Below are 26,461 nucleotides of genomic sequence, written 5' to 3' on the forward strand. Positions count from 1 at the left end.
GCTCAGGTCCCGAGCTCACCTGCCCAAATAGCGAGGCTTCCGCTTCTCGACAAACGCCCGCACCGCGATCGCATGGTCCTCGGAGGAACCCGCCCGCGACTGCAGCTCGTCCTCCTTCTCCAGCGTCTCGGCGAGCGAGTGCGTCAGCCCGTACGCCATCGCCTCCTTCAGCGCCGCGTACGCCACCGTCGGCCCCTCGGCCAGCGCCCGCGCCGTCCGTTCGGCCTCGGCGCGCAGCTCGGCGGCGGGCACGACCCGGGTGGCGATGCCCAGCTCGTACGCCTCCTGGGCGGGGATGCTGCGCGGGAAGAGCAGCAGATCGGCGGCGCGCCCGGGGCCGACGACACGCGGCAGCGTCCAGGAGATCCCCGAGTCCGCGGTGAGCGCGACCCCGGCGAAGGACGTGTTGAAGGCGGCGGTGTCCGCGACGATCCGGTAGTCCGCCGCCAGTGCGAAGCCGAGGCCCGCCCCGGCCGCCACGCCGTTCACGGCGGCGACCACCGGCTTCTCGGCGTCCGCGAGCGCCCGCACGATCGGGTTGTAGTGCTCGCGCACCGTGCTCATGGTCTCGCCCGAGCCCGCCTCCCGGTCGGCGGCCAGCAGACCGATGTGCTCCTTGAGGTCCTGGCCGACGCAGAACGCCCGGTCGCCGGCGGCCGTCAGCAGCACCGCCCGTACCCCGCCGTCCACCGCCGCGGAGCGCACCGCGTCCCGGAGCGCGACCTTGGTCTCGATGTTCAGCGCGTTCATCGCCTCGGGGCGGTTCAGCGTGATCGTCGCGAGCCCGTCGCTCACCTCGTAGAGCACGGTGTCGGCCATGGAATTCCCCTCCGCTTCGTCGCGAGTGTCGGGCAACAGCATGACGGAGATCGCCGCCGGCGCGGGGCCGCGGAGATGTGACCTGCGTCAAAGAATTCCGGTCCGTATCCATTCGGTGGAAGTGGGTGAGGGCGCGCAGTATCGCAGTCACATCCCCGAATTGAGTGGTTTTGCTCGCGCGCGTTGCCCAAGCGATGCCGACCGATGTTGGTCATCGGGTCCTGGGATGCGGGATAATGGCCGGGAAGCAATGTGTTCGATGCCGGTGTCGCGCGTCCGGGCCGGACTGCGCGTGCCCTCACGGGCCGTCGGCGGTGACGGTGAGCTGGTATCAGGAAGGGGAACGAGCATGGCGGCCATGAAGCCGCGGACGGGCGATGGCCCGCTCGAGGTGACCAAGGAGGGGCGGGGCATCGTCATGCGCGTTCCGCTCGAAGGCGGCGGGCGGCTCGTCGTCGAGCTGACCCCCGATGAGGCCGACGCGCTCGGCGACGCCCTCAAGAAGGTCGTCGGCTGACGCGCGAGCGACCATACCCGTTCAGTCGCCCCGGTGCCGCACGTGGTGCCGGGGCGACTGTTCGTCTCAGGTGTCGCCCCAGGTGTTCCGCTCAGCGCTTCACGGCGCAGAGCAGCCCGTCGCCGACCGGCAGCAGCGACGGCACCAGCTCCTGGCTCTCGCGCACCGCGCGCAGGACCTCCCGCAGCCGCAGCACCTCGGTGGGCTGCGGTCCGGAGTCGATCGTCCGGCCGGCGCCGAAGACGCCCTCGAACGCGACGAGGCCCCCGGGGCGCAGCAGGCGCAACGATTCAGCGAGGTAGTCCAGGTACTCCAGGCGGTCGCCGTCGCAGAAGACGAGGTCATAGCCGGAGTCCGCGAGCCGGGGCAGCACGTCCAGGGCGCGCCCGGGAATGAACCGGGCCCGGTTGCTGGCGAAGCCCGCGGCGCGGAAGGCCTGGCGGGCGAACTGCTGGTGCTCCGGCTCGGGGTCGACCGTGGTCAGCACGCCGTCCGGTCGCATCCCGTGCAGCAGGTGGATCCCGGAGACGCCGCAGCCGGTGCCGATCTCCGCGACCGCCTTCGCGTCCACGGCGGCGGCGAGCAGCCCCAGGGCCGAACCCGTGCCCGGGGTCACCGAGCGCAGACCCGCCTCGCGGGCCCGGTCACGTGCCCAGAGCAGCGCGTCGTCCTCGGCGACATAGGCGTCGGAGAACGCCCAGCTCGTCTGCCGGTTGCCGGTAATGACCCTCTCCTGTCCCCGTTGAAGCCTCGGCGTGACTGTATCCGTTGGCGTCGGGAACCCGCAGATGGGACCGGTCGTTTAAAGGGGGGAGCAAAGAGACGATCGAGCGGCCGGGGACAGGGACGGGGGCGGCGGATGGACCAGGGCGTCGACCAACTGCTGACGCAGCCGTACGAGCCGGGCCGGCGCAGATCAAATTCTCGTAAAACCGCTTATCCGGAGCTAACGGGCGAGGTGGCTATGGTAGGGGCTCCACTGGACACCACCAGAGCCGACAGGGGAGGTGCGGCCGCACCCGCGGATCGGGGCGGAGTGCTGCGGCGCTTCCTCGGATCGGCAGGCAGGCCGAAATCCGTGAACGACACCGCTGCTGACCACAGCCACGCCGCCGGTCCCGCCACGGGACCCGCGCAGACCGCGACCTTCACCAGCGACGCGGACGGGCAGGCGTGGACTCCGCCCACCTGGGAGGAGATCGTCAGCACCCACAGCGGCCGGGTCTACCGCCTCGCCTATCGCCTCACCGGCAACCAGCACGACGCCGAGGACCTGACCCAGGAGGTCTTCGTCCGCGTCTTCAGGTCCCTGTCGACGTACACGCCGGGCACCTTCGAGGGCTGGCTGCACCGCATCACGACCAACCTCTTCCTGGACATGGTGCGCCGCAAGCAGCGCATCCGCTTCGACGCGCTCGGTGACGACGCGGCCGAGCGGCTGCCCAGCAAGGAGCCCACCCCGCAGCAGATCTTCCACGACGCCCACTTCGACGCGGACGTCCAGCAGGCGCTGGACACCCTCGCGCCCGAGTTCCGTGCCGCGGTCGTCCTGTGCGACATCGAGGGGCTGTCGTACGAGGAGATCGCCGCGACCCTCGGCGTCAAGCTCGGCACCGTCCGCTCGCGCATCCACCGCGGCCGCTCCCAGCTCCGCAAGGCGCTCGCCCACCGTTCACCCAAGTCGCGCGCCGAGCGTCGTTCCTTCGCGGCCGGCGTTCCCGCACTGGGAGGAGGGGGCACGAGCGCGTGAGTGGGTCACGGCCTGAATCCGAGGGACACCTCGCAGAGCAGCATCTGGGAGACCGACTCTCCGCCCTGGTGGACGGAGAGCTCGGTCATGACGCGCGTGAGCGCGTACTGGCGCACGTGGCGACCTGCCCGAAGTGCAAGACGGAGGTCGACGCGCAGCGCCGGTTGAAGAACGTCTTCGCGGAAGCCGCCCCGCCGGCCCCCTCCGAGAGCTTCCTGGCCCGCCTCCAGGGGCTGCCCGCGGGAGGTGACGGGGACGGTGGCGGCCTGCCGCCGTTCGGCGGCGGCTTCGCCGACGACCTGACGGGGCTGCCCGGCAGGCTCGGTAGCCCCGGCGCCCTCGGCCCGAAGCGGGGCGAGCGGTTCGAGTTCGACTACGCGCCGTTGCGGCCGCACGCCTCCGTCCTGCCACCGTCCGCACCCGGACGGGGCTTCCGGATCCACGACGTCAGCCGCCAGGAGTCCGAGCGGTCGGGCTCGCGCGGGCTGCGGTTCGCCTTCGCCGCCGCCGGCGCGGTCTCGCTGGCCGCCATCGCCCTGGGCGGCGTCACCATCGGCACGCCGGACATCACCACCGACGCCCGCGGCTCGGGGAACGGCAGCAACGTGACGCCGACCCGGACTCAAGGCGCGGGAGCGGCCGCCACGTCCGAGAGCCAGCGCCGCCGCACGGCCGGTCCGCTGCTGGGGCAGGCCCAGGCGCAGCGGTCGCTCGGCGACGCCCCCGTCGCGCCCACCAGCGCCTCCGCGCCGCTGGTGCCGGGGCTGCCCGCCGCCGACGCCCGTCGGCAGGCCGTGCACGCGCTGACCGCCCCGGTGACGGCCGGTGCCGCCGCGATGTCCCCGTTGATACGCCCGCTGGAGGCGGTGTCGCCGCTCTCGCTCGCGTCCTGGTCGACGGCGCCCGAGGTCCGGCCGCCCGGCCTGTTCGCCGCCCCCGCCCCCGGCCCGGCCGTGTCTCCGGCCCCGGCGGCGTCCTCGCACCGTCCGGTCCGCTGACGGGCTCTGCGCGCCGGGCCCGGAACCTGATTGAATCCGGGGTGGCGCCAGAGCCCTTGGGGCCGACGATCTGCGGCCAGCTGCGGGGGAGAACATGAACGAGGCGAAGCCCACGAAGGCGAAGTGGTGGACTCGTCCCCGCTCGTCCGAGGACGCGACGGACGGCGACTTCGAGCTGGAACGGCCTCGCGGTACGGGTCCCGACCGCACCGACGGCGGCGACTTCGAGCTCGAACGCCCGGCGCCGCCCCGCGCGGCCGACGAGGGGGACTACGAGCTGGACCGCCCGGCGCCCGGCGGTGACGTCCCCCTGCCCACGCCGGCCGCCGAGCGCCCGAAGCCCCTCCACGACCCCGACCCGTACAGCACCCCGCCGTACGGCGAACCGGGCCCCTGGGCACCCGCCCCACCCGTCCAGCACCCGGCGACGACCCCGGCCCACGGCACGGCGACGCCCCCTGCGCCCGCCGTCCCCACGCCCCCGCCCGGCGCGACCCGCGACCCGGCGCCGCCCATGCCCCACGGCACGACGCCGCCGCCCGCACACGCCCTCCCCACGCCCCCGCCCGGCGCGTCCCCCGACCCGGCGCTGACCGACGCCCCGCCCCCGGTCCCGCCGGCCCGGCGGCCCGCGGGGACGCGTCCCTCGGCGTCCCTCGGCGTCCCCGCGCCCGCCCCGGCAGGCGAGCCCGTGGGAGCGGCCGGCCACGCTCCCGAGCCGACGGCGGTGCAGGGCGCCGAGCCCCCGCTCGACCCCTGGGGCCGCTACGACCCCTGGGCCGCGTCGCCCGCCCCCGAGCCCCTCCAGCACAGCGGCAGGCCCCCGGGCGCGCCGGACGAGCGGCGCAGGGGGATCAGGAAGGCGCTGATCGGCGGAGCGCTGCTCATCGCGCTGATCTCCGGCACCGTGGGCGGCGCCATCGGCGTCTACCTGGAGCGCAACGGCGGCGTGGGCACCGTGGAGCTGCCGCAGGCCGGTGCCGAGTCCGCCGAGCGGGCGCCCGGCAGCGTCGCGGCGCTGGCCGGCCGCGCCCTGCCCAGCGTGGTGACCCTGCACGTCAGCGGCAGCGACGCCGCGGGCACCGGCACCGGCTTCGTCCTCGACGACCGCGGCCACATCCTGACCAACAACCACGTCGTGGACCCCGCCGGAGACGGCGGCGAGATAACGGTGACCTTCAACAGCGGTGACACCGCCGAGGCCACCGTCGTCGGCCGCGACAGCGGATACGACCTCGCCGTGGTGAGGGTGAAGGGCGTCAGCGGCCTCACCCCCATGCCCCTCGGCAACTCCGACAACGTCCGGGTCGGCGACCCCGTCGTGGCCATCGGCGCCCCCTTCGACCTCGCGGGCACGGTCACCTCCGGCATCATCAGCGCCAAGGAGCGCCCCATCACCGCCGGCGGCGAGGAGGGCGACGCCAGCGACGTGTCGTACGTCGACGCCCTCCAGACCGACGCCCCCATCAACCCGGGCAACTCCGGCGGTCCCCTCCTGGACTCCCAGGGCCGGGCCATCGGCATCAACTCCGCCATCCGCTCCGCGGGCGGCGGCAGCGCCGAGTCGGACGGCGGCCAGTCCGGTTCCATAGGGCTCGGCTTCGCCATCCCCATCAACCAGGGCAAGCGCGTCGCCGAGGAACTGATCAACACCGGCAAGGCCAGCCACCCGGTCATCGGCATCACCCTCGACATGAACTACACGGGTGACGGCGCCCGGGTCGGCGCCGGCGGATCCGCGGTCACCAAGGGCGGTCCGGGCGCCAAGGCCGGCATCAAGCCGGGTGACGTGATCACCGCGGTGGACGGACAACGCGTCCACTCCGGCGAGGAACTGATCGTCAAGACCCGCGCCCACCGCCCCGGCGACCGCCTCGAACTCACCCTTGAACGCGGCGGCAAGGAAACAAAGGTCTCCCTGGTCCTCGGCTCCTCCGACGGCGGCTGAGCGGAAGGCAAACAATTCGGAAAGCGCTCGCATACACGCACTCGGGACTCACGGGACGGTACCGGTCACGCGGGGTCGGCGGGTACCGTGGTGGCGGCCCGGACATCCCAAGGAGCTTCAGGTGTTCAATGACATAGGACCACTCGAGCTGGTCGCGCTCGTTGTTCTCGCCGTGCTCGTCTTCGGTCCGGACAAGCTCCCCAAGGTCATCCAGGACGTGACGCGCACCATCCGGAAGATCCGGGAGTTCTCGGACAGCGCCAAGCAGGACATCCGCCAGGAGCTGGGCCCCGAGTTCAAGGACTTCGAGTTCGAGGACCTCAACCCCAAGACGTTCATCCGCAAGCAGATGGAGAACGACGAGCTGGGGCTCAAGGAACTCCGCAACGGCTTCGACCTGAAGAAGGAGATGGCGGAGGTCACCGACGCGGTGCACAGCCGCGACACGGAGTCCTCGTCGTCCGGGTCCGCGTCCTCGTCCGGTTCGGGCGGCGGCCGTATCGACATGTCGAAGAAACCCGAGCAGCCCGGGAAGCCCGCCGCCGAGGACCGCCCGCCCTTCGACGCCGACGCCACCTGAGCCCGCCCGCCGCCGCGCCGCGAGTGACGCGTCTCATACTCCGGACGGGGCGTACCGGGCCCTGAGGCGACCTCCGGGCGACCCACGCGCCGGGCGCTTTCCCGGCTGCCGCCAGTGGTGTGGCTATGCTTCCCGAGTTGTTGTGCGGACCGGACGAGTGCGCCCGAAGGGGGGCGGGCCGTTCCGGTCCGACGAGAGCGAGGAGGCGTCCGGGCACATGGAGACGACGAGTCAGGCGGTCGCGCAGGCGCCGGCCGCGGAGGGCGGACCACAGTCCCCCTCCGGCCGGCAGACGATCGACGGCTACCTGAGCGCGCCCTTCCCGTGGTACGGCCTCGACGAGGCGTTCACGGGACCGCGCCGGCTGATGCAGATCGGTACGGCGGCCGACGGCAGCGTGGAGCACGGCTCGATCGGGCACGGCGACGAACCGTCGGTCCGCAACGAGCACGTCGCGGGCGAGGAGCAGGACGCCAAGGAGAAGTTCGCGGTCGTCGTGACCGTGGCGGCCAACCCGGACCGGCGCAGCGCCGACGGCACGGGCCTGCTGGAGGCGACCTCGGTCTCCTCGGCGGCCTGGCTCGCCGGCGTGGGCCTGCTGTCCTTCACCTGGCCCGGCCAGATGGACCACTCGCTGCGCGACGACTGGCTGGAGCAGCAGACGGAGACGGCCTGGGTCCTCGCGGACGACCTCGACGGCGAGGACTGGACGACCCTGTCCCTCCCCGTGGACGGCGTGCCGACGCCGTTCCACTACCGGGAGTCCGAGTTCGGCTGGGTACTCGCGGGCTCCACCGAGCAGGGCGTGCACCTCGGCGCCTACGGCCGGGGCATGAGCGCGTACGGCCTGGCCTTCTCCGTGGTCAAGGACATCGCCGCCTACGCCTAGCCCGGCGGCCGTTCACGCACGACGAGGGGCGCCGTCCAGCCGGACAGCGCCCCGGTCACCTCGCGGGGAGGATCAGAACTTGTTCTTCGGCGTGATCCCCAGCGACAGGCCCGAGAGGCCGCGCTGACGGCCGCCCAGCTTGCCCGCGATCGAGCGCAGGGCCGCGCCCGCCGGGGACTGAGGGTCGGACAGCACGACGGGCCTGCCCTCGTCGCCGCCCTCGCGGAGCCGGACGTCGATCGGGATGGCGCCGAGCACCGGCACGGAGGCGCCGGTGGTGCGGGTGAGGCCGTCGGCGACCGACTGGCCGCCGCCCGTGCCGAACACGTCGACCATCTCGCCGCAGTGCGGGCAGGGCAGGCCGGACATGTTCTCGACCACGCCGACGATCTTCTGGTGGGTCTGCACGGCGATGGCCCCGGCGCGCTCCGCCACCTCGGCGGCGGCCTGCTGAGGGGTCGTCACGACCAGGATCTCGGCGTTCGGCACCAGCTGGGCCACCGAGATCGCGATGTCACCGGTGCCGGGCGGCAGGTCGAGCAGCAGGACGTCAAGGTCGCCCCAGTACACGTCCGCCAGGAACTGCTGGAGCGCGCGGTGCAGCATCGGGCCGCGCCAGACGACCGGCGCGTTGCCCGGGGTGAACATGCCGATGGAGATGACCTTCACGCCGTTCGCCGACGGCGGCATGATCATGTTCTCGACCTGGGTGGGGCGCCCGTCGGCGCCCAGCATGCGCGGCACGGAGTGGCCGTAGATGTCGGCGTCGACGACCCCGACCTTGAGGCCGTCCGCCGCCATCGCCGCCGCCAGGTTCACCGTCACCGACGACTTGCCGACGCCGCCCTTGCCGGACGCGACCGCGTAGACCCGGGTGAGGCTGCCGGGCTTGGCGAAGGGGACCTCGCGCTCGGTCTGGCCGCCGCGCAGGGCGCTCGCCAGCTCCTTGCGCTGCTCGTCGCTCATCACGTCCAGCTCGACGTCGACGCGCGTGACGCCCTCGACCCGCGCGACCGCGTCGGTCACCCGCTGTGTGATGGTGTCCCGCATGGGGCAGCCGGAGACGGTCAGGTACACCGCGACCGCGACCGCTCCGTCCGCACCGATCTCCACCGACTTGACCATCCCGAGCTCGGTGATGGGCCGGTTGATCTCGGGGTCGTTCACCGTCGCCAGTGCTTCGCGCACCGCGTCTTCCGTAGCCATAGTGACGATGGTACGGCGCCGCACACCGGGCAGGGTAAGCCCCGTCAACGGTCGTGTACGTCACGCCCCGGCGGGCGATCCGCCGGGAATACCCCGCGGTCGGGGTGGTGGCCGTTCTGCCGCTCCTCCAGGTCCCGGAGCACATCCTGCAGCTCGGAGCGGATCCAGTCCCTGGTGGCGACCTCGCCCAGGCCGATGCGGAGTGCCGCGATCTCCCGGGTCAGGTACTCGGTGTCGGCGATCGACCGCTCGTTCTGCTTGCGGTCCTGCTCGAGATTGACCCGGTCCCGGTCGTCCTGCCGGTTCTGCGCGAGCAGGATGAGAGGGGCCGCGTAGGAAGCCTGTAGCGAGAGCATCAGCGTCAGGAAGATGAACGGGTACTCGTCGAACCGCAGCCCGCTCGGCGCGGACACGTTCCACACCACCCACAGGATGATGACGACCGTCATCCAGACGATGAACCGCCCGGTGCCCAGGAACCGCGCGACCCGCTCCGAGAGCCGGCCGAAGGACTCCGGGTCCCACTCGGGCAGGATGCGGCGGCGCGGCGCGCGGGGCTGGTCCAGGCGGGCCCGGGAACGGGAGGCCGTGGCTCCCGACGCGGCCCGCTCCCGGGTCGCCGTCTCACGATCGGGCGCCATCGGCCTTCCCTTCCTTCGCCGCCCCGGCCGGCTCGTCGAGGTGGTACTCGGTCTCCCGCCAGTCCTCGGGCAGCATGTGATCCAGTACGTCGTCCACGGTGACCGCGCCGAGGAGCGACCCGGAGTCGTCCACGACCGGCGCCGCGACCATGTCGTACGCGGCGAAGAACCCGGCGACGACGGGCAGCGCGGCGTCCGGCTCCAGGGGCCGCAGATCGTCGTCGAGGATCGACCCGACCAGGGTGTACGGGGGATCGCGCAGCAGGCGCTGGAAGTGGACGGTGCCCAGGTACTTGCCGGTCGGCGTCTCCTCCGGCGGCCGGCACACGTAGACCTGGGCGGCGTGCGCCGGGGACAGGTCGGGGTTGCGGATCCGGGCCAGGGCGTCGGCGACGGTCGCGTCGGGCCGCAGCACGATCGGCTCGGTGGTCATCAGACCGCCCGCCGTGTGCTCCTCGTACGCCATCAGGCGCCGCATGTCGGCCGCGTCGTCCGGCTGCATCAGGCTCAGCAGCCGTTCCTTGTCCGCCTCGGGCAGCTCGCCCAGCAGGTCGGCCGCGTCGTCGGGGTCCATCGCCTCCAGCACGTCCGCGGCGCGCTCCTCCTTGAGCTTGCCGAGGATCTCGATCTGGTCGTCCTCCGGCAGCTCCTCCAGTACGTCGGCCAGGCGGTCGTCGTCGAGGGCGGCGGCGACCTCCGCGCGGCGCTTGGCGGACAGGTGGTGCAGGACGTTGGCGAGGTCGGCGGGGCGCAGCTGCTCGAAGGTGGCGAGGAGGTTCTCGGCGCCCTGCCCGTGCTCCTCCACGGAGAAGCCGGTGACGCCGGACCACTCGACGGTGAGGGTCTCGCCCTTGGCCCGCCGGAAGGCGCCGCCCTTCCTGCCCTTGCGCACGAAGACCTTGTCGATCTCCCAGTCCCGGCGGGCCGGCAACTGCTGCACCGACAGGTCGAGCACGGTGACCTCCTCGCCCGTCTCGGTGAGCGAGACCCGCCGGTCGAGCAGCTCGCCGAAGACCAGGCGCTCGGTGGGCCGCTGCTCGAAGCGCCGGACGTTGACCACCCCGGTGGTGATGACCTGGCCGGACTCGATGCCGGTGACCCGGGTCATGGGCAGGAAGATGCGGCGGCGGGTGGTGAGTTCGACGACCAGCCCGAGCACCCGCGGGGGTTTGCGGCCGACCCGGAGCATGACGACCAGGTCGCGCACCCGGCCCACCTGGTCGCCCGCCGGGTCGAACACGGCGATGCCGGAGAGATGGGAGACGAAGATCCGGGGGGCGCCCGCTGCCATGGCCGCGGCTCCTTTTCGTAAGCGTGCCTCAGAGTGCGTGGCTCGGAGTGCGTGACGGCTGATTCGTTGGTGTCTCTTTTCCGAATTGCCCGCTCGGACGGGCTTCAGGCTAGCCCGTCCCGATCGGCCGCGCCCCGGCGGCCGGTCCGGACGGACTGGCTCCGTTCGCCCTCCGGGGCCCCGGTACGCTGCGGTACGCCGCCCGGGCGGCCAGCCCGCCACCGGCGTCCGTCCGCGTCGTGTCAGCCCCTGTCAGAAAGGCAGTTCCACCTGTGTCTGTGACTCCCCGGCGTCGTGTCCGCAGGGCTGCTCTCAAGGGCGTGGTGTGTGCCCTGGCCGCGGTGACGGGCGCGGGGCTGACGGGATGCGGCGGCGAGGACCCGGACGCGGGGACCAACGGCCTCGGGAAGCTTCCGGCCGACACGATCCAGACCAAGTCCCGCGCGGTCGCCCAGTCCGCCGAGGCGGTACGCCTGCACGGCACCGTGGCCGCCGGCGGGAGCACGTACCGCCTCGACATGCGGCTGAAGGCCGACGGAGGCACCGGCTCGGTCGCCGCCGAGGGGACGACGTTCGGGCTGCTGCGCGTCGGGGAGCAGCTCTTCCTCAAGGCCGACGCCGGGTTCTGGAGCCACGACGGCGGTGACGCCAAGGCCGCGGAGAAGCTGGCCGGCAAGTACGTGAAGGTGCCGCAGGGCGACCCCGTGTACAAGAAGTTCAGCGGCTTCACGGACAAGGACGTCCTCCTCGCGGGTCTGCTGACGCTGCACGGCGAGGTCAAGACCGACGGCCGGCACGAGCAGGCGGGTGTCCGCACCATCCGGATCACCGGCGACGACGGCGCCGGCGGCTCGCTCGACGTCTCCCTGGAGGGCGCGCCGTACCCGCTGGGGCTGGTGCGGGCGGGCAGCGCGGGCACGCTGAGCTTCTCGGACTGGAACAAGGACTTCGCACTCAAGGAGCCCCCGAAGGACGACACCCTGGACTACGGCAAACAGCTCCCGTCGTCCTAGGGCCGGACGGCCGTGGAAGCTGTCCGGCCCTACCGGCGGCGCCGCTTCAGCAGCAGGCGGGGGAGTCCGGCCGGTGCCGGGTTCCGGGTGGTCGCCGGCGTCGGCTGGGGTGGCTCGGACAGCGCGCCGTCGGGCAGCGGGGCCGTGGTCCCGGTCGGTTCCAGCCGGAGCACCCGGCACTCGCGGGCCCAGCGGTCGGTCATCGCCTCGCCGTCGGGGGCGTTGAGGCGCTTGCCCTTGAGGTCGCCGACCGCGGCCTGCCACGCCTCGGAGCCGGAGGGCAGCTCCACGACCCGGGCCGCCCAGGTGACCAGCCGGCCGCCCTTGTCCTTGCTGCGCACCGTGACCTCGGCCGCGGCCCCGTCCGTCAGCCCCGGCAGCGGCTGCTCACCGGGCCCGTCGCCGACGACGCAGGCCGCGCCCTCGTGCCAGACGTGCCACAGCGCCCGGGCGGGCACCCCGGGGCCCTTGGCCCAGATGAGGCCGGACTTCTTCGTGGCCTCCTCGACGAGGGCCTGGTCGAGCAGCTCGCGTGTCATGCGGTCAGCCTATCCAGCGCCCGTCCGCCCCGGTCAGAGCCAGCCGTTGCGCTTGAGCGTGCGGTGGATGCCCAGGCAGAGGACGACGGTGACGGACAGGACCAGCGGATACCCGAACTTCCAGTGGGTCTCCGGCATGTAGTCGAAGTTCATCCCGTACACCCCGCACACCATCGTCGGTACGGCGATGATCGCCGCCCACGAGGTGATCTTGCGCATGTCCTCGTTCTGCGCGACGGACGCCTGGGCGAGGTTGGCCTGGAGGATCGAGTTCAGCAGCTCGTCGAAGCCCACGACCTGTTCCTGCACCCGGGCCACGTGGTCGGCGACGTCCCGGAAGTACTTCTGGATCTCGGGGTCGATCAGCCGCATCGGCCGCTCGCTCAGCAGCAGCATGGGGCGCAGCAGCGGCGCCACCGCCCGCTTGAACTCCAGCACCTCGCGCTTGAGTTGGTAGATCCGGCCGGCGTCCGTGCCGCGCGGGCTGCCCTTGCGGCCCGGCGAGAACACCTCCGTCTCGACCTCGTCGATGTCGTCCTGCACCGCGTCGGCGACCGCGATGTAGCCGTCCACGACGTGGTCGGCGATGGCGTGCAGCACCGCCGAGGGGCCCTTGAGCAGCAGCTCGGGGTCCTCCTGGAGCCGGTGCCGCAGCGCGCGCAGGGAGCCCTTGCCGCCGTGCCGGACGGTGATGAAGAAGTCCCGCCCGGTGAAGCACATGACCTCGCCGGTCTCGACGACCTCGCTGCTGGCGGTCAGCTCGTCGTGGTCGACGTAGTGGATGGTCTTGAAGACGGTGAACAGGGAGTCGTCGTAGCGCTCCAGCTTGGGCCGCTGGTGGGCCTGGACGGCGTCCTCCACGGCCAGCGGGTGCAGACCGAACTCCCGGGCGATACCGGCGAACTCGTCCTCGGTGGGCTCGTGCAGACCGATCCACACGAAGCCGCCGTCGCGGCGCACCTGGCGCATCGCCGTGTGCGGGGTCAGCGGCGTGTCCGTCTCGACGCGAGCACCGTCGCGGTAGACGGCGCAGTCGACGACGGCGGACGGGTTGCCCGGGTCGCGGGTGGTGTCGTAGGCGCCGGTGTCCTTGCGCAGAGAGACGCGGGACGGGCGGACCGCGGCGCGCAGGTCACGGATCATCGACATGGCAGGCTCCTTCGCGACGGGCAGCGAACGGGGCCGGAGACGGGTGGAACCGCCCGGAATGGGGACGTCCTGGCTACGCGTGCTCGGCGCGTCCACAAAGCGGGGGGCACCGCACCGTCGCGGTGGCCGGCTTCGCTGCTGATTCAGCTGCTGACACGGATCGACGCGAGGGGCGTCGATGGATCGGATCAGGCACTACGAGACGAAGTGCTCTTCCGCGTGAAGGGCGCGCGGACGGAAAGCGGCAGCGGCAGGAACCGGAACAGCTGCGTCAGTGGCCGGAAGAGCGGGTGGTACTGCACGGTCGACTTCGGTCCATGCCGCCCACCTCCTCCGGCCGGTCCCTCGTGAGGGACGATCCATACCCCTTGTTTGGAGGGGTTCCCCGTAGGGGAGTCTTCATAGCGTCGGGTGCTTGATCGCGATGCGCTGAGCGCTGCCCCGAACCGCTGGCCCACAGTACCAGTCACCCAAGGTGTCAAGGCGCCGCTTTGCCGGTTCACGACGAGTTCTATGCTCGCCGCATGGCTGATGTTCTTCCTCTGGTGGAGGCCCGGTTGCGCAGCGCGCTGGGCGAACCGGACGCACGCGCGGCGGTCACCTTCCTCGGCACCGACCGCATCGAGGTGCTGCGCTTCCCCGCCGCGGGCCAGGAGGGCGACATCGTCCGCTACGCCACCCTCGGCATGTCGGCGCAGCCCATGGCGGACCCCACCGCCCCGCTCGCCGACCCGGTCAAGGGGCCCCGCGCCGAGCTGGTGCTCTCCGTCCGGGCCGGCCTCGCCGACACCGGCAAGGTGCTGCGGCCGCTCGCCGTGCTGGCGGCCTCCCCGCAGGTCGAGGGCGTGATCGTGGCGCCGGGCGCCTCGCTGGACGTGGGGGAGGCGCTGTGGCCCGGGGCGCCGTTCACCTCGGTCCTGGTCGCCGAGCCGGGCGGCCTGGTCGAGGACCTGGAGCTGGACGCTCCGCTGGACCCCGTACGGTTCCTGCCGCTGCTGCCGATGACGCCGAACGAGGCGGCCTGGAAGCGCGTGCACGGCGCGCAGGCCCTCCAGGAGCGCTGGCTGACGCACGGGACGGACCTGCGCGACCCGTCCCGCAGGTCCGTCCCACTGGAGTGACGGAACTCACCAAGTACGCCTCCCCGCTCCTCAGTTGGTGAAGACGGTGACGCTGTCCTCGGTCGCGTGCCCGGTCTCCGGCTCCTCCGCCATGGGGGTCCCCCCGCTCGAGCGAAGCCGAGAGTGGGGGAGGGTGAGCGCCCGGCGCCGTACGAGGACCACGACCGCGCCCAGCACGGCGGTGACGGCCGCCACCACGAACGGGATGTGGATGTCGGTCCATTCCTCGATCTTCGGCGCGAAGTAGGGCGCGGCCGCCGCCGCGAACCAGCGCACGAAGTTGTACCCGGCGCTCGCCACGGGCCGCGGCGCGTCCGACACCCCGAGGGCCAGCTCGGTGTAGACGGTGTTGTTCACACCGATGAACGCGCCGGACAGGATCGTGCAGACGATCGCGGCGGTGTGGTTGCCGTAGCCGAGGACCAGTACGTCGGCCGCGAGCAGCACCAGCGAGCCGCCGAGCACCTTCAGCGAGCCGAACCGCTTCTGCATGCGCGGCGCCACGAGGACCGAGAAGACGGCGAGCAGCACACCCCAGGCGAAGAACACCGCGCCGGACTTGTACGGGGTCATGTTCAGTACGAACGGCGTGAAGGCCAGCACCGTGAAGAACGTGTAGTTGTAGAAGAAGGCCGAGACGGCGGCGGAGGCGAGGCCGCCGTGGCCGAGCGCCCTGATCGGGTCGAGCAGGGACGTCTTGCGGGCCGGCTTCGGCTGTTCCTTGAGGAACACGGTGATGCACAGGAAGCCGATCGCCATCAGGAAGGCCGTGCCGAAGAACGGGTAGCGCCAGCTGGCGTCGCCGAGCAGTGCGCCGAGCAGCGGGCCGCACGCCATGCCGAGGCCGAGCGCGGACTCGTAGAGCAGGATCGCCGCCGCGCTGCCCCCGGCCGCGGCGCCGACGATGACGGCGAGGGCGGTCGAGACGAACAGCGCGTTGCCCAGGCCCCAGCCGGCCCGGTAGCCGACGAGCTGGCCGACCGTGTCCGAGGTGCCCGCGAGGCCCGCGAAGACCACGACGAAGGCCAGGCCGAGCAGCAGGGTCTTGCGTCCGCCGATACGGCTGGAGACGAAGCCGGTGACCAGCATCGCGAGCGCGGTGATGAGGAAGTACGAGGTGAACAGCAGGGAGACCTGGCCGGCGCTCGCGTCCAGGCCCTTCGCGATGGACGGCAGGATCGGGTCGACGAGCCCGATGCCCATGAAGGCCACGACGGACGCGCCGGCCGTCGCCCACACCGCCTTGGGCTGTCGCAGGATGCCGCCCGCACCCGCGTCGAAGGGGTCCATGCCAGTGCTCCAATGCCGACGAGATGGTTGGTGTTTACACATACTAAGTTAGGTCGGCTAAATAATGCAACGTACATCTAATCTCGCGGATGTGGACCCGGGGCGCGGGCTTCCCTCCGGATGGGTGATCGTCCTTGACGTGGGGGAGCGAGGGTAGGACCGTGGGGCTGTATGAGGGGCGAACCCAGTTGCCCGAAGTGTGGTGGCCGGGTCAGGGCTCCCGGTCTCTTCGCCGATTCCTGGCAGTGCGACCTGCACGGCACCGTGCATCCGCTCCAGCCCGTGCTCCCGCCCAGCGTCGAGGCGCTCGGTGTCGTGGTGCACCGCACCCAGGTGCCGGTCTGGATGCCCTGGCCGTTGCCGGTCGGCTGGCTGTTCACCGGGGTGGCCTGCGCGGGCGACGACCGCACCGGTGGCCGCGCGACCGCGGTGGCCTGTTCCGGACCGGGACCGCTCGGCGGCATCGGTGAGCTGATCCTGATCGCCGAGGAGCTCGGTGTCGGTCTGGGCGCGCGCTACGCCGGCCTCGACGCCCCCGATCCGGGGCCGTACATGGACGTGGAGAAGCCGGCTCAGGCCAAGGTCCTGGCCGCCGGGCGTCCGACCCCCCTCTGGCACGTCTCGGGCGGCCCCGTCGACCGCGCGGTCTTCGCCGGGGAGGCCCTGGGCATGTGGCTGTGGGCCGTCGTGTGGCCCGAGCGGTCGGGGCTGCTGATGTACGAGGAACTGGTGCTGACCGACCTGCGGGACGCGGGCGCCGAGATCGACCTGGTGCCGTGCGGGGCCTTGTCGCCTCGGCTGCTCCAGCCCTAGGCGCCTCGGCGCGGGCCGGGTGTAGGGGGTGCAGGGCCCTTGCGGGTGTGACAGGGCGGGGTGTGGCACCGGTTATCCTTGAGCGGTTCCCTTCTTGTCCTCGAGCGTCCCCTTCCGTCCCGTCGCCGTTTGGAGTCAGCGTCGTGCGCATCGATCTGCACACCCACTCCACCGCGTCCGACGGCACGGACACCCCGGCCCAGCTGGTGCGCAAGGCCGCCACGGCCGGTCTCGACGTCGTCGCGCTGACCGACCACGACACCACCCGTGGCCACGCCGAGGCCCTCGCCGCGCTGCCCGAGGGACTGACCCTGGTCACCGGGGCCGAGCTCTCCTGCCGACTCGACGGCGTCAGCATGCACATGCTGGCCTACCTCTTCGACCCCGAGGAGCCCGCCCTGCTCGCCGAGCGCGAGCTGGTCCGCGACGACCGCGTGCCGCGGGCCCGTGGCATGGTCGAGAAGCTCAACGGCCTGGGCGTGCCCGTCACCTGGGAGCAGGTCGCCCGCATCGCCGGCGACGGCTCGGTCGGGCGGCCGCACGTGGCCACCGCGCTGGTGGAACTCGGCGTGGTGCCGACGGTGGGCGACGCCTTCACGGCGGACTGGCTGGCCGACGGCGGCCGGGCCTTCGTCGAGAAGCACGAGACCGACCCCTTCGAGGCGCTCCGGCTGATCAAGGGCGCCGGCGGGGTCGCCGTCTTCGCCCACCCGGCCGCCGTCAAGCGGGGCCGCACCGTGCCGGAGACCGCGATCGCCGACCTGGCCGCCGCCGGGCTCGACGGCATCGAGGTCGACCACATGGACCACGACGCGGACACCCGGGCACGGCTGCGCGGGGTCGCGAAGGAGCTGGGGCTCCTGACGACCGGCTCCAGTGACTACCACGGCAGCCGGAAGACCTGCGTGCTCGGCCAGTACACGACCGACCCCGAGGTGTACGGGGAGATCACGCGACGGGCGTTCGGGGCGTTCCCCGTGCCGGGGGCCGGCGGGGCCTGAGCCTCACCTCCCGCGCGACCTGCCCCTCTCCCGTCCTCTCTCGCAAGGCCAGTAGCTCACCCATGTTCGACCTCGCCGTCTTCGGCTCCCTCTTCCTGACCCTCTTCGTCATCATGGATCCCCCGGGGATCACCCCGATCTTCCTCGCGCTGACCTCCGGGCGCCCCGCCAAGGTGCAGCGGCGGATGGCCCTCCAGGCGGTCTGCGTCGCCGGTGGCGTGATCACCGTGTTCGGTCTGCTCGGGCACCAGATCCTCGACTACCTGCACGTGTCCGTGCCCGCCCTGATGATCGCGGGCGGGCTGCTGCTCCTGCTGATCGCCCTCGACCTGCTCACCGGCAAGACGGACGAGCCGAAGCAGACCAAGGACGTCAACGTGGCGCTGGTGCCGCTGGGCATGCCGCTGCTCGCGGGGCCCGGGGCGATCGTGTCGGTCATCCTCGCCGTGCAGAAGGCGGACGGGGTGACCGGCCAGGTCTCGGTGTGGGCGGCGATCCTCGCCATCCACGTGGTGCTGTGGCTGGTGATGCGGTACTCGCTGCTGATCATCCGCGTCATCAAGGACGGCGGCGTGGTCCTGGTGACCCGGCTCGCGGGCATGATGCTCTCCGCGATCGCGGTCCAGCAGATCATCAACGGTGTCACGCAGGTGATCCAGGGCGCCTGAGCGCGGTCCCGGCCCCGCACCCGACACGCACGGGGCCCCCGTACGGCGTTCCGTACGGGGGCCCCGGGTGTGTGTGAAGGGTCCGCGCTACAAGGCCGAAGGTTCGGCGGGGCGGATCCACAGGCGCTGTCCGATGGCGGCGGCCTGCTGGACGATCCGGTTTACGGAGGCGGCGTCCACGACAGTCGTGTCGACGGGGGTCCCGTCGACATCGTCGAGTCGCATGACTTCAAAGCGCATGGCCTCTCCCTTGATCTGGTCATCCTCCTGAGGAGAACTACTGGTGTGGCTCCTGGGTCGTCGGTGCCCGGGCTTCCGTAGGAGTCAACGGGATGCCCGATGCAAACATTCCCTACGCTAAGGAAATTTTTCGAACGACTAATTACTGACAGGTAAGCGGCTTGTTGCCGTGCGCCAAGTGTCCGTTACAAGACTGACCGGGACCAGTTGTGTTCGTAGCGTGACCGCCGGGACAATGGAGGCGATGAACGCCGACCTCGCGTCCTTGAACGCTCGTATCGACCGCACCAACGAGCTGCTGCTGCGCATGCTCGCCGAGGTGGCGAAGACACCCTCGACCCACGCGATCTTCGTCGACGCCGGATACCTGTACGCGGCGGCGGGGCGGCTGGTGACCGGGACCGAGGACCGCCGGGCCTTCGACCTGGACGCCGAGGGCCTGATCGAGGCGCTCATCGACAAGGCGCGCACCATCTTCGCGGACAGCCGCCTGCTCCGCGTCTACTGGTACGACGGCGCCCGCCGCCGCATCCACACCGCCGAGCAGCAGTCCATCGCCGAACTGCCGGACGTCAAGGTGCGCCTGGGCAACCTCAACGCCAACAACCAGCAGAAGGGCGTCGACTCACTCATCCGCTCCGACCTGGAGTCCCTCGCCCGGTACCGCGCCATCAGCGACGCGGCGCTGCTCGGCGGCGACGAGGACCTGGTCTCCGCGGTCGAGGCGGCGCAGGGGTACGGCGCCCGCGTCCACCTGTGGGGCATCGAGGCGCCCGACGGCCGCAACCAGGCCGACCCGCTGCTCTGGGAGGTCGACAGTCAGCGCACCTTCGACCTGGAGTTCTTCAAGCCGTACGTCTCCCGGCGTGCCGCCCATGCCTTCGACGCGGCGGGCACCCGGCCGGCCCGCGAGGACGTCCGCTTCGTGGGCGCGCAGATCGCGGCGAAGTGGCTGGCCGCCCGCGGCCGCGACACCCTGCTGGAGCTCCTCCCCGGCCACCCCTACCTCCCCGGCTCGGTCGACCAGGACCTGCTGGTGGAGGCCGAGGGCCTGCTCCAGTACTCGCTGCGCGGCCAGGCCGACCTGAGACGGGCCCTGCGGGACGGCTTCTGGGAGCACCTGCGGGCGCAGTACTAGGGTCCGGCCTCCGCGGAGAGCCGGGGGACGCCGTCCCAGAAGTCGGCGAGTGCGCGGGCGGTCGGCAGGGGCTGGTCTGTGTTGGGGGAGTGCTCGGCGCCGGCGATCACGGTCCGGCGCGCGTCCAGGCGTACGGCCATCTCGTCCAGAAGAGGGATGGGCCAGGTGTCGTCGTAGGCGCCGGACAGCACGTGATACGGCAGCGCCAGCGCGGCCAGCTCCGCGACCCGGTCCGGCTCCGTGCACAACTGCCTCCCCGTCGCGCGCAGTTGGGCGGATCTGGTGCCCAGCCAGCGCTCGCGCAGCCGCACCGGGTCCTCCGGGCCGTGGGCGGGGGCCGGGGCACCGACCTCCTCGGGCGGCCCCATGGCCTGCATCACCTGCCAGACCTCGGTCATCGTCATGGTGTCGAGCGCGTCCCGCAGCAGCTTCACGCGCAGCCGCTGGGACTCGGAGATCCGCGCCGGGCCCGAGGAGACCAGCGTGAGGGAGACGAAGGGGGCGTGGTCGAGCAGGACGGCGGCCCGCGCGATCTGGCCGCCGAGGGAGTGCCCGACGAGATGGACGCGCGTCCCGAGGGCGGCGACCTGCGCGAGTACGTCCCGGGCCAGCTCGGGGCGCGCGTAGCCGGCCTCGTCGTCCTCGGGGCCGTCCGACTCGTACTGCCCCCGCCCGTCGACGGCGACCGTACGGTACCCGCGCGCCCCCAGCGGTGCGTGCAGCAGCGTGAAGTCCTCCTTGCTGCCGGTGAACCCGGGCAGCATCAGGACCGTTCCCCGCGCCGCCACCCCGTCGGCCACGGGCGAGTCGACGACGGCGAACTCACCGCGCGCGGTGGACATCCGGTACGCGCGGGCGCCGGGCGGTGGACTGAAGGCGGCGTTCCTGCTCACGGGCAGAGGCTATCGGTCGGTGGCGCGCGGGAACGCCGTCGGCCCGGCCCCGCCTGGGTGGCGGGACCGGGCCGACGTCCGGGTACGCGGTGCGGATCAGCTCTCGCCGGACTCCGCGGGCTGCGTGGCGGCCGCGGCCGCCTTACGGGTGCGGCGGGCCTTCGGCTTCGCCTCGTCCGGCGCCTCGACGGCCTGTGCCGGGATACCGGCGGTGGCCTCGGCCGGCTCCGCGGCCTGGGTGGCCTTGCGGGTGCGGCGGCGGGGCTTGGCCTCGGTGCCTTCGGCGGTGTCGGCTACGGCCTCGGCCTTGGCGGCGGTGGCCTTGCGGGTGCGTCGGGGCTTGGCCTCGACCGCTTCGTCGGTCGCCTCGACGGGCTCGGCGGTGGCGGCCTTGCGGGTGCGGCGGCGCGGCTTGGTCTCCGTGCCTTCGGCGGTGTCGGCTACGGCCTCGGCCTTGGCGGCGGTGGTCTTCCGGGTGCGTCGGGGCTTGGCCTCGACCGCCTCCGTCTCCGGCGCCGTCTGTGCCGGGATACCGGCGGTGGCCTCGGTGGCCTCGGCCGAATCCCCCGCGGCCTGGGTGGCCTTACGGGTGCGGCGGCGGGGCTTGGCCTCGGTGCCTTCGGCGGTGTCCGCGACGGCCTCCGCCTTGGCGGCGGCGGTCTTGCGGGTGCGGCGGGGCTTGGCCTCGGCGGTCTCCGGGGCCTGGGTGGCCTCGGTCGCCTCGACGGGCTCGGCGGTGGCGGCCTTGCGGGTGCGGCGGCGCGGCTTGGTCTCCGTGCCCTCGGCGGTGTCGGCGACGGCCTCCGCCTTGGTGGCGACCGCTTCCGCCTTGGCGGCGGGCTCCGCCTTCGGGGCGGCCGTCTTGCGCGTGCGGCGCGGCTTGGTCTCCACGGGTGCCTCGACGACCGGGGCCTCGACGACCGCCGTGGCGGTGGCCGCAGGCTCGGTCGCGGGCGTGGTCTCCAGCGGAGCGGCCGGCGCCTCGGCCGACTTGCGGGTACGGCGGCGACGCGGCTTGGCCGGGGTCTCCACGACCTCCGCGGCCTGAGCCACGTCGGTGACCTCGGAGACCGCGACCGCGCTGTCCTCGGCGGCCTGCGCGACCGGGGCGTCGGCCGTGGCGGCCTGCACCGGACGGCGCGACGGCTCCCCGCCACGCGTACGACGGCGGCGGCGCAGCGTGCGGGGCGCACCTGCCTCGTCCGTGCCCGTGGCGCCGTCGGCACCGCCGGTCACGGCCTCGGCCGCGGCGCTCGCGGAGGTGTCCGCGTCCACCGGAGCCCCGCCGCGCATCCGGCGGCGGCGACGCGGCGTCTCACGGGAGGAACGCTCGCGCTCGGCGGAGCGGGACTCGTCCCGGCCGCCACGGCCACCGCGGGTACGGCCACCGCGGCCGCCCGGCTCGCCCAGGTCCTCCAGCACCTCGGCGTCGAGCCCGGCGCGGGTGCGCTCCGAGCGCGGCAGCACACCCTTGATGCCCTCGGGGATACCGAGGTCGGTGTACAGGTGCGGGGAGGTGGAGTACGTCTCCGGCGGGTCGTTGAAGCCCAGGTCCAGCGCCTTGTCGATCAGCTGCCAGCGGGGGATGTCGTCCCAGTCGACCAGCGTGATCGCCGTACCCTTGGCGCCCGCGCGGCCGGTGCGGCCGATGCGGTGCAGGTACGTCTTCTCCTCTTCCGGCGACTGGTAGTTGATGACGTGCGTCACGCCCTCGACGTCGATGCCGCGGGCGGCCACGTCGGTGCAGACGAGCACGTCCACCTTGCCGTTGCGGAAGGCGCGCAGGGCCTGCTCGCGGGCGCCCTGGCCGAGGTCGCCGTGGACCGCGCCGGAGGCGAAACCGCGCTGCTTGAGCTGGTCGGCCAGGTCGGCCGCCGTGCGCTTGGTGCGGCAGAAGACCATGGCCAGTCCCCGGCCGTCGGCCTGCAGTATGCGCGCCACCATCTCGGGCTTGTCCATGTTGTGCGCGCGGTAGATGAACTGCTTCGTGTTCGCGACCGTCGCGCCCGCGTCGTCCGGAGAGGTGGCGCTGATGTGCGTGGGCTGCGACATGTAGCGGCGGGCGAGTCCGATGACCGCACCCGGCATGGTCGCCGAGAACAGCATGGTCTGGCGCCGCGTCGGCAGCATGTTGATGATCTTCTCGACGTCGGGCAGGAAGCCCAGGTCGAGCATTTCGTCGGCCTCGTCGAGGACCAGGCACTTGACGTGCGCCAGGCTGAGCTTCTTCTGGCCCGCGAGGTCCAGCAGGCGGCCCGGGGTGCCGACGATCACGTCGACGCCCTTCTTCAGGGCCTCGACCTGCGGCTCGTAGGCGCGGCCGCCGTAGATCGCGGTGACGCGCACGTTGCGGACCTTGCCGGCGGTCAGGAGGTCGTTGGTGACCTGCTGGCACAGCTCGCGCGTCGGGACGACGACGAGGGCCTGCGGGGCGTCGGTCAGGGCCTCGGGCGCGGCGCGGCCCGCCTCGATGTCCGCGGGGACGGTGACGCGCTCGAGGAGCGGAAGGCCGAAGCCCAGCGTCTTGCCGGTGCCGGTCTTGGCCTGGCCGATGACGTCCGTGCCCGACAGGGCCACGGGGAGCGTCATCTCCTGGATGGGGAAGGGGTTGATGATGCCGACGGCTTCGAGGGCTTCGGCGGTCTCGGGGAGGATCCCGAGGGATCGGAACGTCGTAGTCAGGGTGCTGCCTCTTCTGTGTACGTGGTGCGAGGCGAGCGCGCGGGTCTTGACGGATCGTGTCGGGGACGTCGGCTGCCCGTACGGGTGAGCCGTAGGACACGGGACCTCTGTCGACGCTCCAGCGCTCGTACCACTGAGGGTCCCCCTCCGGATTCCGTACGCACTGTGGCGTACGGCAGGGAGGGCTGTCGGGTCGGAGCCGATCGGGCCACCGACCGGGCATCCTCATGCGTGCGGCCCGACGACGATGTCACGTACCCGTACGTCACATACTCGGCAGGCGCATTACCACCATACCCCGGATTCGCGCACATGCGATGGCCGAATTGGTCACGTAGTCGTCGTCACACTGACTGACCAGGGCCTTACCGTCGTCGGAGAGCGGGCTATTGTGCGCTGCATGACGAGCTCTGACAAGCCTGGCACCGCCGCAGACGCCCCCGCCGAAACCACCGGAGCAGCCGAAGCCACCGGCCCCACCGGAGTGGCCGCCCGGGACTGGGCGTCGGCCGCGGCCGACCCGCAGTACCGCGCCGCCGTCGTGGACCTGCTCGGCGCGCTCGCGTACGGCGAGCTGGCGGCGTTCGAGCGGCTGGCGGAGGACGCCAAGCTGGCGCCCACGCTGGCGGACAAGGCGGAGCTGGCGAAGATGGCGTCGGCGGAGTTCCACCACTTCGAGCGGCTGCGCGGCCGGCTCGCGGAGATCGGCGAGGAGCCGACCGCGGCGATGGAGCCGTTCGTGGCCGCCTACGACGGCTTCCACAAGCAGACGGACCCGTCGGACTGGCTGGAGGGACTCGTCAAGGCCTACGTCGGCGACTCCATCGCCAGTGACTTCTACCGCGAGGTCGCGGCCCGCCTCGACGCGGACACACGTGAGCTGGTGCTGGCCGTGCTCGACGACACCGGGCACGCCGGTTTCGCCGTGGAGAAGGTCCGTGCGGCGATCGACGCCGACCCGCGCGTGGGCGGGCGGCTCGCGCTGTGGGCGCGGCGGCTGATGGGCGAGGCCCTCTCGCAGTCCCAGCGGGTGGTGGCCGACCGGGACGCGCTGTCGACCATGCTCGTGGGCGGTGTCGCGGACGGCTTCGACCTGGCCGAGGTCGGCCGGATGTTCTCCCGGATCACCGAGGCGCACACCAAGCGGATGGCGGCGCTGGGCCTGGCGGCCTGACCGCTGTCGGCTCGGGCCCGCCCCGGACCTCGGCGGCCGGTCAGGCGGTCGCCGAGCTGCGGCGGAGTCTTCCCGCGGGGCGCAGCAGCAGCGACAGCGAGGCCGCGGAGAGCGCGACCGAGCCCAGGAGCACCAGCAGCAGGCCGCCGGCGCCCAGCGCGGTGTGCGTGACGAACGCCCCGAAGAGCGCTCCGGCGATGCCCGTCGGCAGGACCAGGACCCGGGCGGGGAGGCGGTGCGGCAGGCGATGGACGGCCGCCCATGCCAGGGCGAATCCGAGGATCGCGGCGCTGAGCGCTTCCAAGAGCATGTCGGGGTCCCTCCCACATGGCCGGCCTGCCCGAACGGTCACAGCCGTCTTACCCCTGACCTGCGGAATACAACCCTCCCCCTGTGGGTGAACTGTGCTCCACCCGTGCACGGGACGACTCCGTCGACTCCGCGGAAACGGGAGGGGCCCGGCGGTGACACGCACCGCCGGGCCCCTCCCGCGACTTCGTCCGTCGTCCCGCTTTCGGGCTACAGCGCGCCGAAGCCCACCTTGCGCGGGGACGGCTCGCCGATCTCGACGTAGGCGAGCCGGTCGGCCGGCACCAGGACCTTACGGCCGTGTTCGTCCACGAGGCTCAGCAGCTGCGACTTGCCGGCCAGTGCCTCGGCCACCACACTCTCGACTTCCTCGGCACTCTGACCGCTCTCCAGAACGATCTCGCGGGGCGCGTGCTGCACGCCGATCTTGACCTCCACGGCTATGTCCCTCCGACGGTCAGTGAAGTGCGCGATCTTCCGCGCCGTACCCAGCACACATTAGCCCGGTGAGGGGACGTACACGGTGCGTCGGAGAACGCCAGGAGCGAACAGCGGGCGGGAACAGACCCGCCGCGCGCCCCCGTACCGCGACCGTCAGTGCTGCTCGGTGCCGTGCAGCGGGAAGCCGGCGATGCCACGCCAGGCCAGCGAGGTCAGCAACTGCACCGCCTGGTCGCGCGGCACGCTGCGGTCGCTGTGCAGCCAGGAGCGGGCCACCACCTGGGCGAGGCCGCCGAGACCGGAGGCCAGCAGCATCGACTCGGCGCGCGAGAGGCCGGTGTCCTCGGCGATGACGTCGCAGATCGCCTCGGCGCACTCGTTCGTGACCTTGTCGACGCGCTCGCGCACGGCGGGCTCGTTGGTCAGGTCCGACTCGAAGACCAGGCGGAAGGCGCCGCCGTCGTCCTCGACGTACGCGAAGTACGCGTCCATCGTCGCCCGGACGCGCTGCTTGTTGTCGGTCGTCGAGGCGAGCGCGCTCCGCACGGACTGGATCAGCGCCTCGCAGTGCTGGTCCAGCAGGGCGAGGTAGAGGTCGAGCTTGCCCGGGAAGTGCTGGTAGAGCACGGGCTTGCTGACGCCGGCCCGCTCGGCGATGTCGTCCATCGCGGCCGCGTGGTAGCCCTGCGCCACGAACACTTCCTGTGCGGCGCCCAGCAGCTGGTTGCGTCGGGCTCGGCGGGGAAGGCGTGTGCCCCGCGGGCGTACCGCCTCTGTCTGCTCGATGGCTGTCACGCCGCCTCCCATAGTCGTCCTCGTGCGGTGTGCGCCGCGTCGTCATCGTACTTTTCGGTAACCGTGGTGTGTGTGCTGCGAGCGCAGAATTTCACGGACCGGACGGTGCCGAAAGCCGCACAACAGGTTTCAAAAGGTGCCAGGCCGGGCAGGGATGCGCCTTCTTTCGGTTCGGCACTCAGCGGTAGTCGTCCTCGTCGCTGGAGACGACGCGGGCCTGCTCGGCCAGGTCGGCCTCGTTGGCGCGGTCGGTGTCGGCGCCGGTGAGCGGTTCGTCGTGCTCCGGCGCGAGATCCGCCTGCTGCTCGGCCGCGTCGGCGTCGGGTGCCTCGACATCGATTTCCTCGGGGCTCGGTGTCTCGGCGTCGAAGGTCTCGGGATCGGTCGGGTCGACGGTCATGATGGGCTCCCTTCGTACGAACGTCCCCGCGGATGCGGGGGCAACATGCGGGTGCCCACTCCACGAGCCTAGGAGACACCCGATCCGGACGCCATGCGTCGCGCACGTCCGGTCCGGGCCGCCCGTCCCGCCCGCCGGCCCGGCACCGGCTCACCC

General features: G+C 72.3%; 28 protein-coding genes. 13 read left to right on the forward strand and 15 right to left on the reverse strand.

The features are described from left to right. Positions 1 to 15: 15 nt before the first annotated feature. Complete coding sequence (locus tag OIE75_RS24625) at positions 16 to 819, reverse strand: enoyl-CoA hydratase/isomerase family protein (RefSeq protein WP_329472158.1); 804 nt, start codon at positions 817 to 819, stop codon at positions 16 to 18. Positions 820 to 1,168: 349 nt separating this feature from the next. Between OIE75_RS24625 and OIE75_RS24630 the strand changes: the two genes are divergently transcribed. Next, entirely contained in the window at positions 1,169 to 1,336 is a 168-nt protein-coding gene (locus OIE75_RS24630) for a DUF3117 domain-containing protein (RefSeq protein ID WP_003966491.1), read from the forward strand. 91 nt (positions 1,337 to 1,427) lie between these two features. On the opposite strand, the gene OIE75_RS24635 is transcribed toward OIE75_RS24630, so the two are convergent. Continuing rightward, entirely contained in the window at positions 1,428 to 2,126 is a 699-nt protein-coding gene (locus tag OIE75_RS24635; RefSeq protein WP_163015818.1) for an O-methyltransferase, read from the reverse strand. Between the two features lie 288 nt (positions 2,127 to 2,414). Between OIE75_RS24635 and sigE the strand changes: the two genes are divergently transcribed. The 5 genes from sigE to OIE75_RS24660 all read left to right on the forward strand — a co-directional run bounded on the left by sigE (position 2,415) and on the right by OIE75_RS24660 (position 7,501). Further along, a complete protein-coding gene (gene sigE / locus OIE75_RS24640) occupies positions 2,415 to 3,086 on the forward strand; it encodes an RNA polymerase sigma factor SigE (RefSeq protein ID WP_122616079.1) in 672 nt (223 codons plus the stop codon). Next, complete coding sequence (locus OIE75_RS24645) at positions 3,083 to 4,084, forward strand: anti-sigma factor family protein (RefSeq protein WP_329472159.1); 1,002 nt, start codon at positions 3,083 to 3,085, stop codon at positions 4,082 to 4,084. The genes sigE and OIE75_RS24645 overlap by 4 nt, the downstream gene beginning before the upstream one ends. Positions 4,085 to 4,178: 94 nt before the next feature. Then, positions 4,179 to 6,032 (forward strand): S1C family serine protease, encoded by a 1,854-nt coding sequence (locus OIE75_RS24650; RefSeq protein ID WP_329472160.1) that lies wholly within the window; start codon positions 4,179 to 4,181, stop codon positions 6,030 to 6,032. 121 nt (positions 6,033 to 6,153) lie between these two features. Further along, positions 6,154 to 6,612, forward strand: a complete 459-nt coding sequence (locus OIE75_RS24655; RefSeq protein WP_307014986.1) for a sec-independent translocase — start codon at positions 6,154 to 6,156, stop codon at positions 6,610 to 6,612. Positions 6,613 to 6,829: 217 nt separating this feature from the next. Next, the gene (locus tag OIE75_RS24660; protein WP_163015780.1) at positions 6,830 to 7,501 is read left to right on the forward strand and encodes a hypothetical protein; all 672 of its coding nucleotides are present in this window, start codon (positions 6,830 to 6,832) and stop codon (positions 7,499 to 7,501) included. Between the two features lie 72 nt (positions 7,502 to 7,573). Here the strand turns inward: OIE75_RS24660 and OIE75_RS24665 are convergent, their stop codons facing one another. Genes OIE75_RS24665 through OIE75_RS24675 form a run of 3 tightly spaced genes read right to left on the reverse strand, consistent with a single transcriptional unit; the run spans position 7,574 to position 10,639 of the window. Then, complete coding sequence (locus OIE75_RS24665) at positions 7,574 to 8,707, reverse strand: Mrp/NBP35 family ATP-binding protein (protein ID WP_122616084.1); 1,134 nt, start codon at positions 8,705 to 8,707, stop codon at positions 7,574 to 7,576. Positions 8,708 to 8,751: 44 nt separating this feature from the next. Further along, positions 8,752 to 9,348, reverse strand: coding sequence for a DUF1003 domain-containing protein (locus OIE75_RS24670; protein ID WP_307014987.1), 597 nt, complete (start codon positions 9,346 to 9,348; stop codon positions 8,752 to 8,754). Beyond that, on the reverse strand, positions 9,332 to 10,639 hold the full coding sequence (locus OIE75_RS24675; protein ID WP_307014988.1) for a magnesium transporter MgtE N-terminal domain-containing protein: 1,308 nt from the start codon (positions 10,637 to 10,639) through the stop codon (positions 9,332 to 9,334). Before OIE75_RS24675 ends, OIE75_RS24670 begins: the two co-directional genes overlap by 17 nt. 272 nt (positions 10,640 to 10,911) lie before the next feature. Between OIE75_RS24675 and OIE75_RS24680 the strand changes: the two genes are divergently transcribed. Further along, the gene (locus OIE75_RS24680) at positions 10,912 to 11,652 is read left to right on the forward strand and encodes a hypothetical protein (RefSeq protein ID WP_307014989.1); all 741 of its coding nucleotides are present in this window, start codon (positions 10,912 to 10,914) and stop codon (positions 11,650 to 11,652) included. 29 nt (positions 11,653 to 11,681) lie between these two features. On the opposite strand, the gene OIE75_RS24685 is transcribed toward OIE75_RS24680, so the two are convergent. Both OIE75_RS24685 and OIE75_RS24690 read right to left on the reverse strand, forming a co-directional pair. Further along, entirely contained in the window at positions 11,682 to 12,191 is a 510-nt protein-coding gene (locus OIE75_RS24685) for a hypothetical protein (RefSeq protein WP_329472161.1), read from the reverse strand. A 33-nt stretch (positions 12,192 to 12,224) separates the two neighbouring features. Beyond that, the gene (locus OIE75_RS24690; RefSeq protein ID WP_329472162.1) at positions 12,225 to 13,340 is read right to left on the reverse strand and encodes a magnesium and cobalt transport protein CorA; all 1,116 of its coding nucleotides are present in this window, start codon (positions 13,338 to 13,340) and stop codon (positions 12,225 to 12,227) included. A 524-nt stretch (positions 13,341 to 13,864) separates the two neighbouring features. On the opposite strand from OIE75_RS24690, the gene OIE75_RS24695 reads away from it, so the two are divergent. Further along, entirely contained in the window at positions 13,865 to 14,461 is a 597-nt protein-coding gene (locus OIE75_RS24695; protein ID WP_122616090.1) for a suppressor of fused domain protein, read from the forward strand. A 30-nt stretch (positions 14,462 to 14,491) separates the two neighbouring features. On the opposite strand, the gene OIE75_RS24700 is transcribed toward OIE75_RS24695, so the two are convergent. Next, positions 14,492 to 15,751: an MFS transporter gene (locus OIE75_RS24700; protein WP_307014993.1), complete on the reverse strand. Its 1,260-nt coding sequence runs from the start codon at positions 15,749 to 15,751 to the stop codon at positions 14,492 to 14,494. Between the two features lie 171 nt (positions 15,752 to 15,922). On the opposite strand from OIE75_RS24700, the gene OIE75_RS24705 reads away from it, so the two are divergent. From OIE75_RS24705 to OIE75_RS24715, 3 genes are all read left to right on the forward strand, one after another. Beyond that, entirely contained in the window at positions 15,923 to 16,564 is a 642-nt protein-coding gene (locus tag OIE75_RS24705) for a DUF6758 family protein (RefSeq protein WP_329472163.1), read from the forward strand. Positions 16,565 to 16,707: 143 nt separating this feature from the next. Continuing rightward, positions 16,708 to 17,565 carry a PHP domain-containing protein gene (locus OIE75_RS24710; protein WP_329472164.1) on the forward strand — a complete coding sequence of 286 codons (858 nt, stop codon included), beginning with the start codon at positions 16,708 to 16,710 and terminating at the stop codon, positions 17,563 to 17,565. 62 nt (positions 17,566 to 17,627) lie between these two features. After that, on the forward strand, positions 17,628 to 18,233 hold the full coding sequence (locus OIE75_RS24715; protein ID WP_122616094.1) for a MarC family protein: 606 nt from the start codon (positions 17,628 to 17,630) through the stop codon (positions 18,231 to 18,233). A gap of 87 nt (positions 18,234 to 18,320) precedes the next feature. On the opposite strand, the gene OIE75_RS24720 is transcribed toward OIE75_RS24715, so the two are convergent. After that, positions 18,321 to 18,473, reverse strand: coding sequence for a hypothetical protein (locus OIE75_RS24720; protein ID WP_087807363.1), 153 nt, complete (start codon positions 18,471 to 18,473; stop codon positions 18,321 to 18,323). Between the two features lie 244 nt (positions 18,474 to 18,717). Between OIE75_RS24720 and OIE75_RS24725 the strand changes: the two genes are divergently transcribed. Next, positions 18,718 to 19,611, forward strand: a complete 894-nt coding sequence (locus OIE75_RS24725) for an NYN domain-containing protein (protein ID WP_307014997.1) — start codon at positions 18,718 to 18,720, stop codon at positions 19,609 to 19,611. Here OIE75_RS24725 and OIE75_RS24730 read toward each other — a convergent pair. Further along, the gene (locus tag OIE75_RS24730; protein WP_329472165.1) at positions 19,608 to 20,504 is read right to left on the reverse strand and encodes an alpha/beta fold hydrolase; all 897 of its coding nucleotides are present in this window, start codon (positions 20,502 to 20,504) and stop codon (positions 19,608 to 19,610) included. The genes OIE75_RS24725 and OIE75_RS24730 overlap by 4 nt on opposite strands. Positions 20,505 to 20,600: 96 nt before the next feature. Next, positions 20,601 to 23,093: a DEAD/DEAH box helicase gene (locus tag OIE75_RS24735; protein WP_329472166.1), complete on the reverse strand. Its 2,493-nt coding sequence runs from the start codon at positions 23,091 to 23,093 to the stop codon at positions 20,601 to 20,603. Positions 23,094 to 23,586: 493 nt separating this feature from the next. On the opposite strand from OIE75_RS24735, the gene OIE75_RS24740 reads away from it, so the two are divergent. Next, on the forward strand, positions 23,587 to 24,360 hold the full coding sequence (locus OIE75_RS24740; protein WP_122616098.1) for a ferritin-like domain-containing protein: 774 nt from the start codon (positions 23,587 to 23,589) through the stop codon (positions 24,358 to 24,360). A 40-nt stretch (positions 24,361 to 24,400) separates the two neighbouring features. On the opposite strand, the gene OIE75_RS24745 is transcribed toward OIE75_RS24740, so the two are convergent. The 4 genes from OIE75_RS24745 to OIE75_RS24760 all read right to left on the reverse strand — a co-directional run bounded on the left by OIE75_RS24745 (position 24,401) and on the right by OIE75_RS24760 (position 26,305). Then, positions 24,401 to 24,670, reverse strand: a complete 270-nt coding sequence (locus tag OIE75_RS24745) for a hypothetical protein (protein WP_307015000.1) — start codon at positions 24,668 to 24,670, stop codon at positions 24,401 to 24,403. Positions 24,671 to 24,879: 209 nt separating this feature from the next. Then, entirely contained in the window at positions 24,880 to 25,107 is a 228-nt protein-coding gene (locus OIE75_RS24750) for a DUF3107 domain-containing protein (RefSeq protein ID WP_125492221.1), read from the reverse strand. Positions 25,108 to 25,263: 156 nt separating this feature from the next. After that, complete coding sequence (locus OIE75_RS24755) at positions 25,264 to 25,905, reverse strand: TetR/AcrR family transcriptional regulator (protein WP_055418932.1); 642 nt, start codon at positions 25,903 to 25,905, stop codon at positions 25,264 to 25,266. Positions 25,906 to 26,083: 178 nt separating this feature from the next. Further along, the gene (locus OIE75_RS24760; protein WP_125492222.1) at positions 26,084 to 26,305 is read right to left on the reverse strand and encodes a hypothetical protein; all 222 of its coding nucleotides are present in this window, start codon (positions 26,303 to 26,305) and stop codon (positions 26,084 to 26,086) included. Positions 26,306 to 26,461: the final 156 nt, after the last annotated feature.

Origin of the sequence: Streptomyces sp. NBC_01723 (assembly GCF_036246005.1) — a bacterium.
Lineage (GTDB): Bacteria > Actinomycetota > Actinomycetes > Streptomycetales > Streptomycetaceae > Streptomyces.

What these genes read in the sequence shown, in the direction of transcription:
- OIE75_RS24700 (WP_307014993.1), bottom strand. Translation starts at nt 15,751, where the DNA reads ATGGACCCCTTCGACGCGGGTGCGGGCGGCATCCTGCGACAGCCCAAG.
- OIE75_RS24720 (WP_087807363.1), bottom strand. Translation starts at nt 18,473, where the DNA reads ATGCGCTTTGAAGTCATGCGACTCGACGATGTCGACGGGACCCCCGTC.
- OIE75_RS24760 (WP_125492222.1), bottom strand. Translation starts at nt 26,305, where the DNA reads ATGACCGTCGACCCGACCGATCCCGAGACCTTCGACGCCGAGACACCG.
- OIE75_RS24675 (WP_307014988.1), bottom strand. Translation starts at nt 10,639, where the DNA reads ATGGCAGCGGGCGCCCCCCGGATCTTCGTCTCCCATCTCTCCGGCATC.
- OIE75_RS24725 (WP_307014997.1), top strand. Translation starts at nt 18,718, where the DNA reads ATGAACGCCGACCTCGCGTCCTTGAACGCTCGTATCGACCGCACCAAC.
- OIE75_RS24650 (WP_329472160.1), top strand. Translation starts at nt 4,179, where the DNA reads ATGAACGAGGCGAAGCCCACGAAGGCGAAGTGGTGGACTCGTCCCCGC.
- OIE75_RS24715 (WP_122616094.1), top strand. Translation starts at nt 17,628, where the DNA reads ATGTTCGACCTCGCCGTCTTCGGCTCCCTCTTCCTGACCCTCTTCGTC.
- OIE75_RS24705 (WP_329472163.1), top strand. Translation starts at nt 15,923, where the DNA reads ATGAGGGGCGAACCCAGTTGCCCGAAGTGTGGTGGCCGGGTCAGGGCT.
- OIE75_RS24625 (WP_329472158.1), bottom strand. Translation starts at nt 819, where the DNA reads ATGGCCGACACCGTGCTCTACGAGGTGAGCGACGGGCTCGCGACGATC.
- OIE75_RS24630 (WP_003966491.1), top strand. Translation starts at nt 1,169, where the DNA reads ATGGCGGCCATGAAGCCGCGGACGGGCGATGGCCCGCTCGAGGTGACC.
- OIE75_RS24665 (WP_122616084.1), bottom strand. Translation starts at nt 8,707, where the DNA reads ATGGCTACGGAAGACGCGGTGCGCGAAGCACTGGCGACGGTGAACGAC.
- OIE75_RS24660 (WP_163015780.1), top strand. Translation starts at nt 6,830, where the DNA reads ATGGAGACGACGAGTCAGGCGGTCGCGCAGGCGCCGGCCGCGGAGGGC.
- OIE75_RS24735 (WP_329472166.1), bottom strand. Translation starts at nt 23,093, where the DNA reads ATGACGCTCCCCGTGGCCCTGTCGGGCACGGACGTCATCGGCCAGGCC.
- OIE75_RS24745 (WP_307015000.1), bottom strand. Translation starts at nt 24,670, where the DNA reads ATGCTCTTGGAAGCGCTCAGCGCCGCGATCCTCGGATTCGCCCTGGCA.
- OIE75_RS24695 (WP_122616090.1), top strand. Translation starts at nt 13,865, where the DNA reads ATGGCTGATGTTCTTCCTCTGGTGGAGGCCCGGTTGCGCAGCGCGCTG.
- OIE75_RS24670 (WP_307014987.1), bottom strand. Translation starts at nt 9,348, where the DNA reads ATGGCGCCCGATCGTGAGACGGCGACCCGGGAGCGGGCCGCGTCGGGA.
- OIE75_RS24740 (WP_122616098.1), top strand. Translation starts at nt 23,587, where the DNA reads ATGACGAGCTCTGACAAGCCTGGCACCGCCGCAGACGCCCCCGCCGAA.
- OIE75_RS24690 (WP_329472162.1), bottom strand. Translation starts at nt 13,340, where the DNA reads ATGTCGATGATCCGTGACCTGCGCGCCGCGGTCCGCCCGTCCCGCGTC.
- OIE75_RS24685 (WP_329472161.1), bottom strand. Translation starts at nt 12,191, where the DNA reads ATGACACGCGAGCTGCTCGACCAGGCCCTCGTCGAGGAGGCCACGAAG.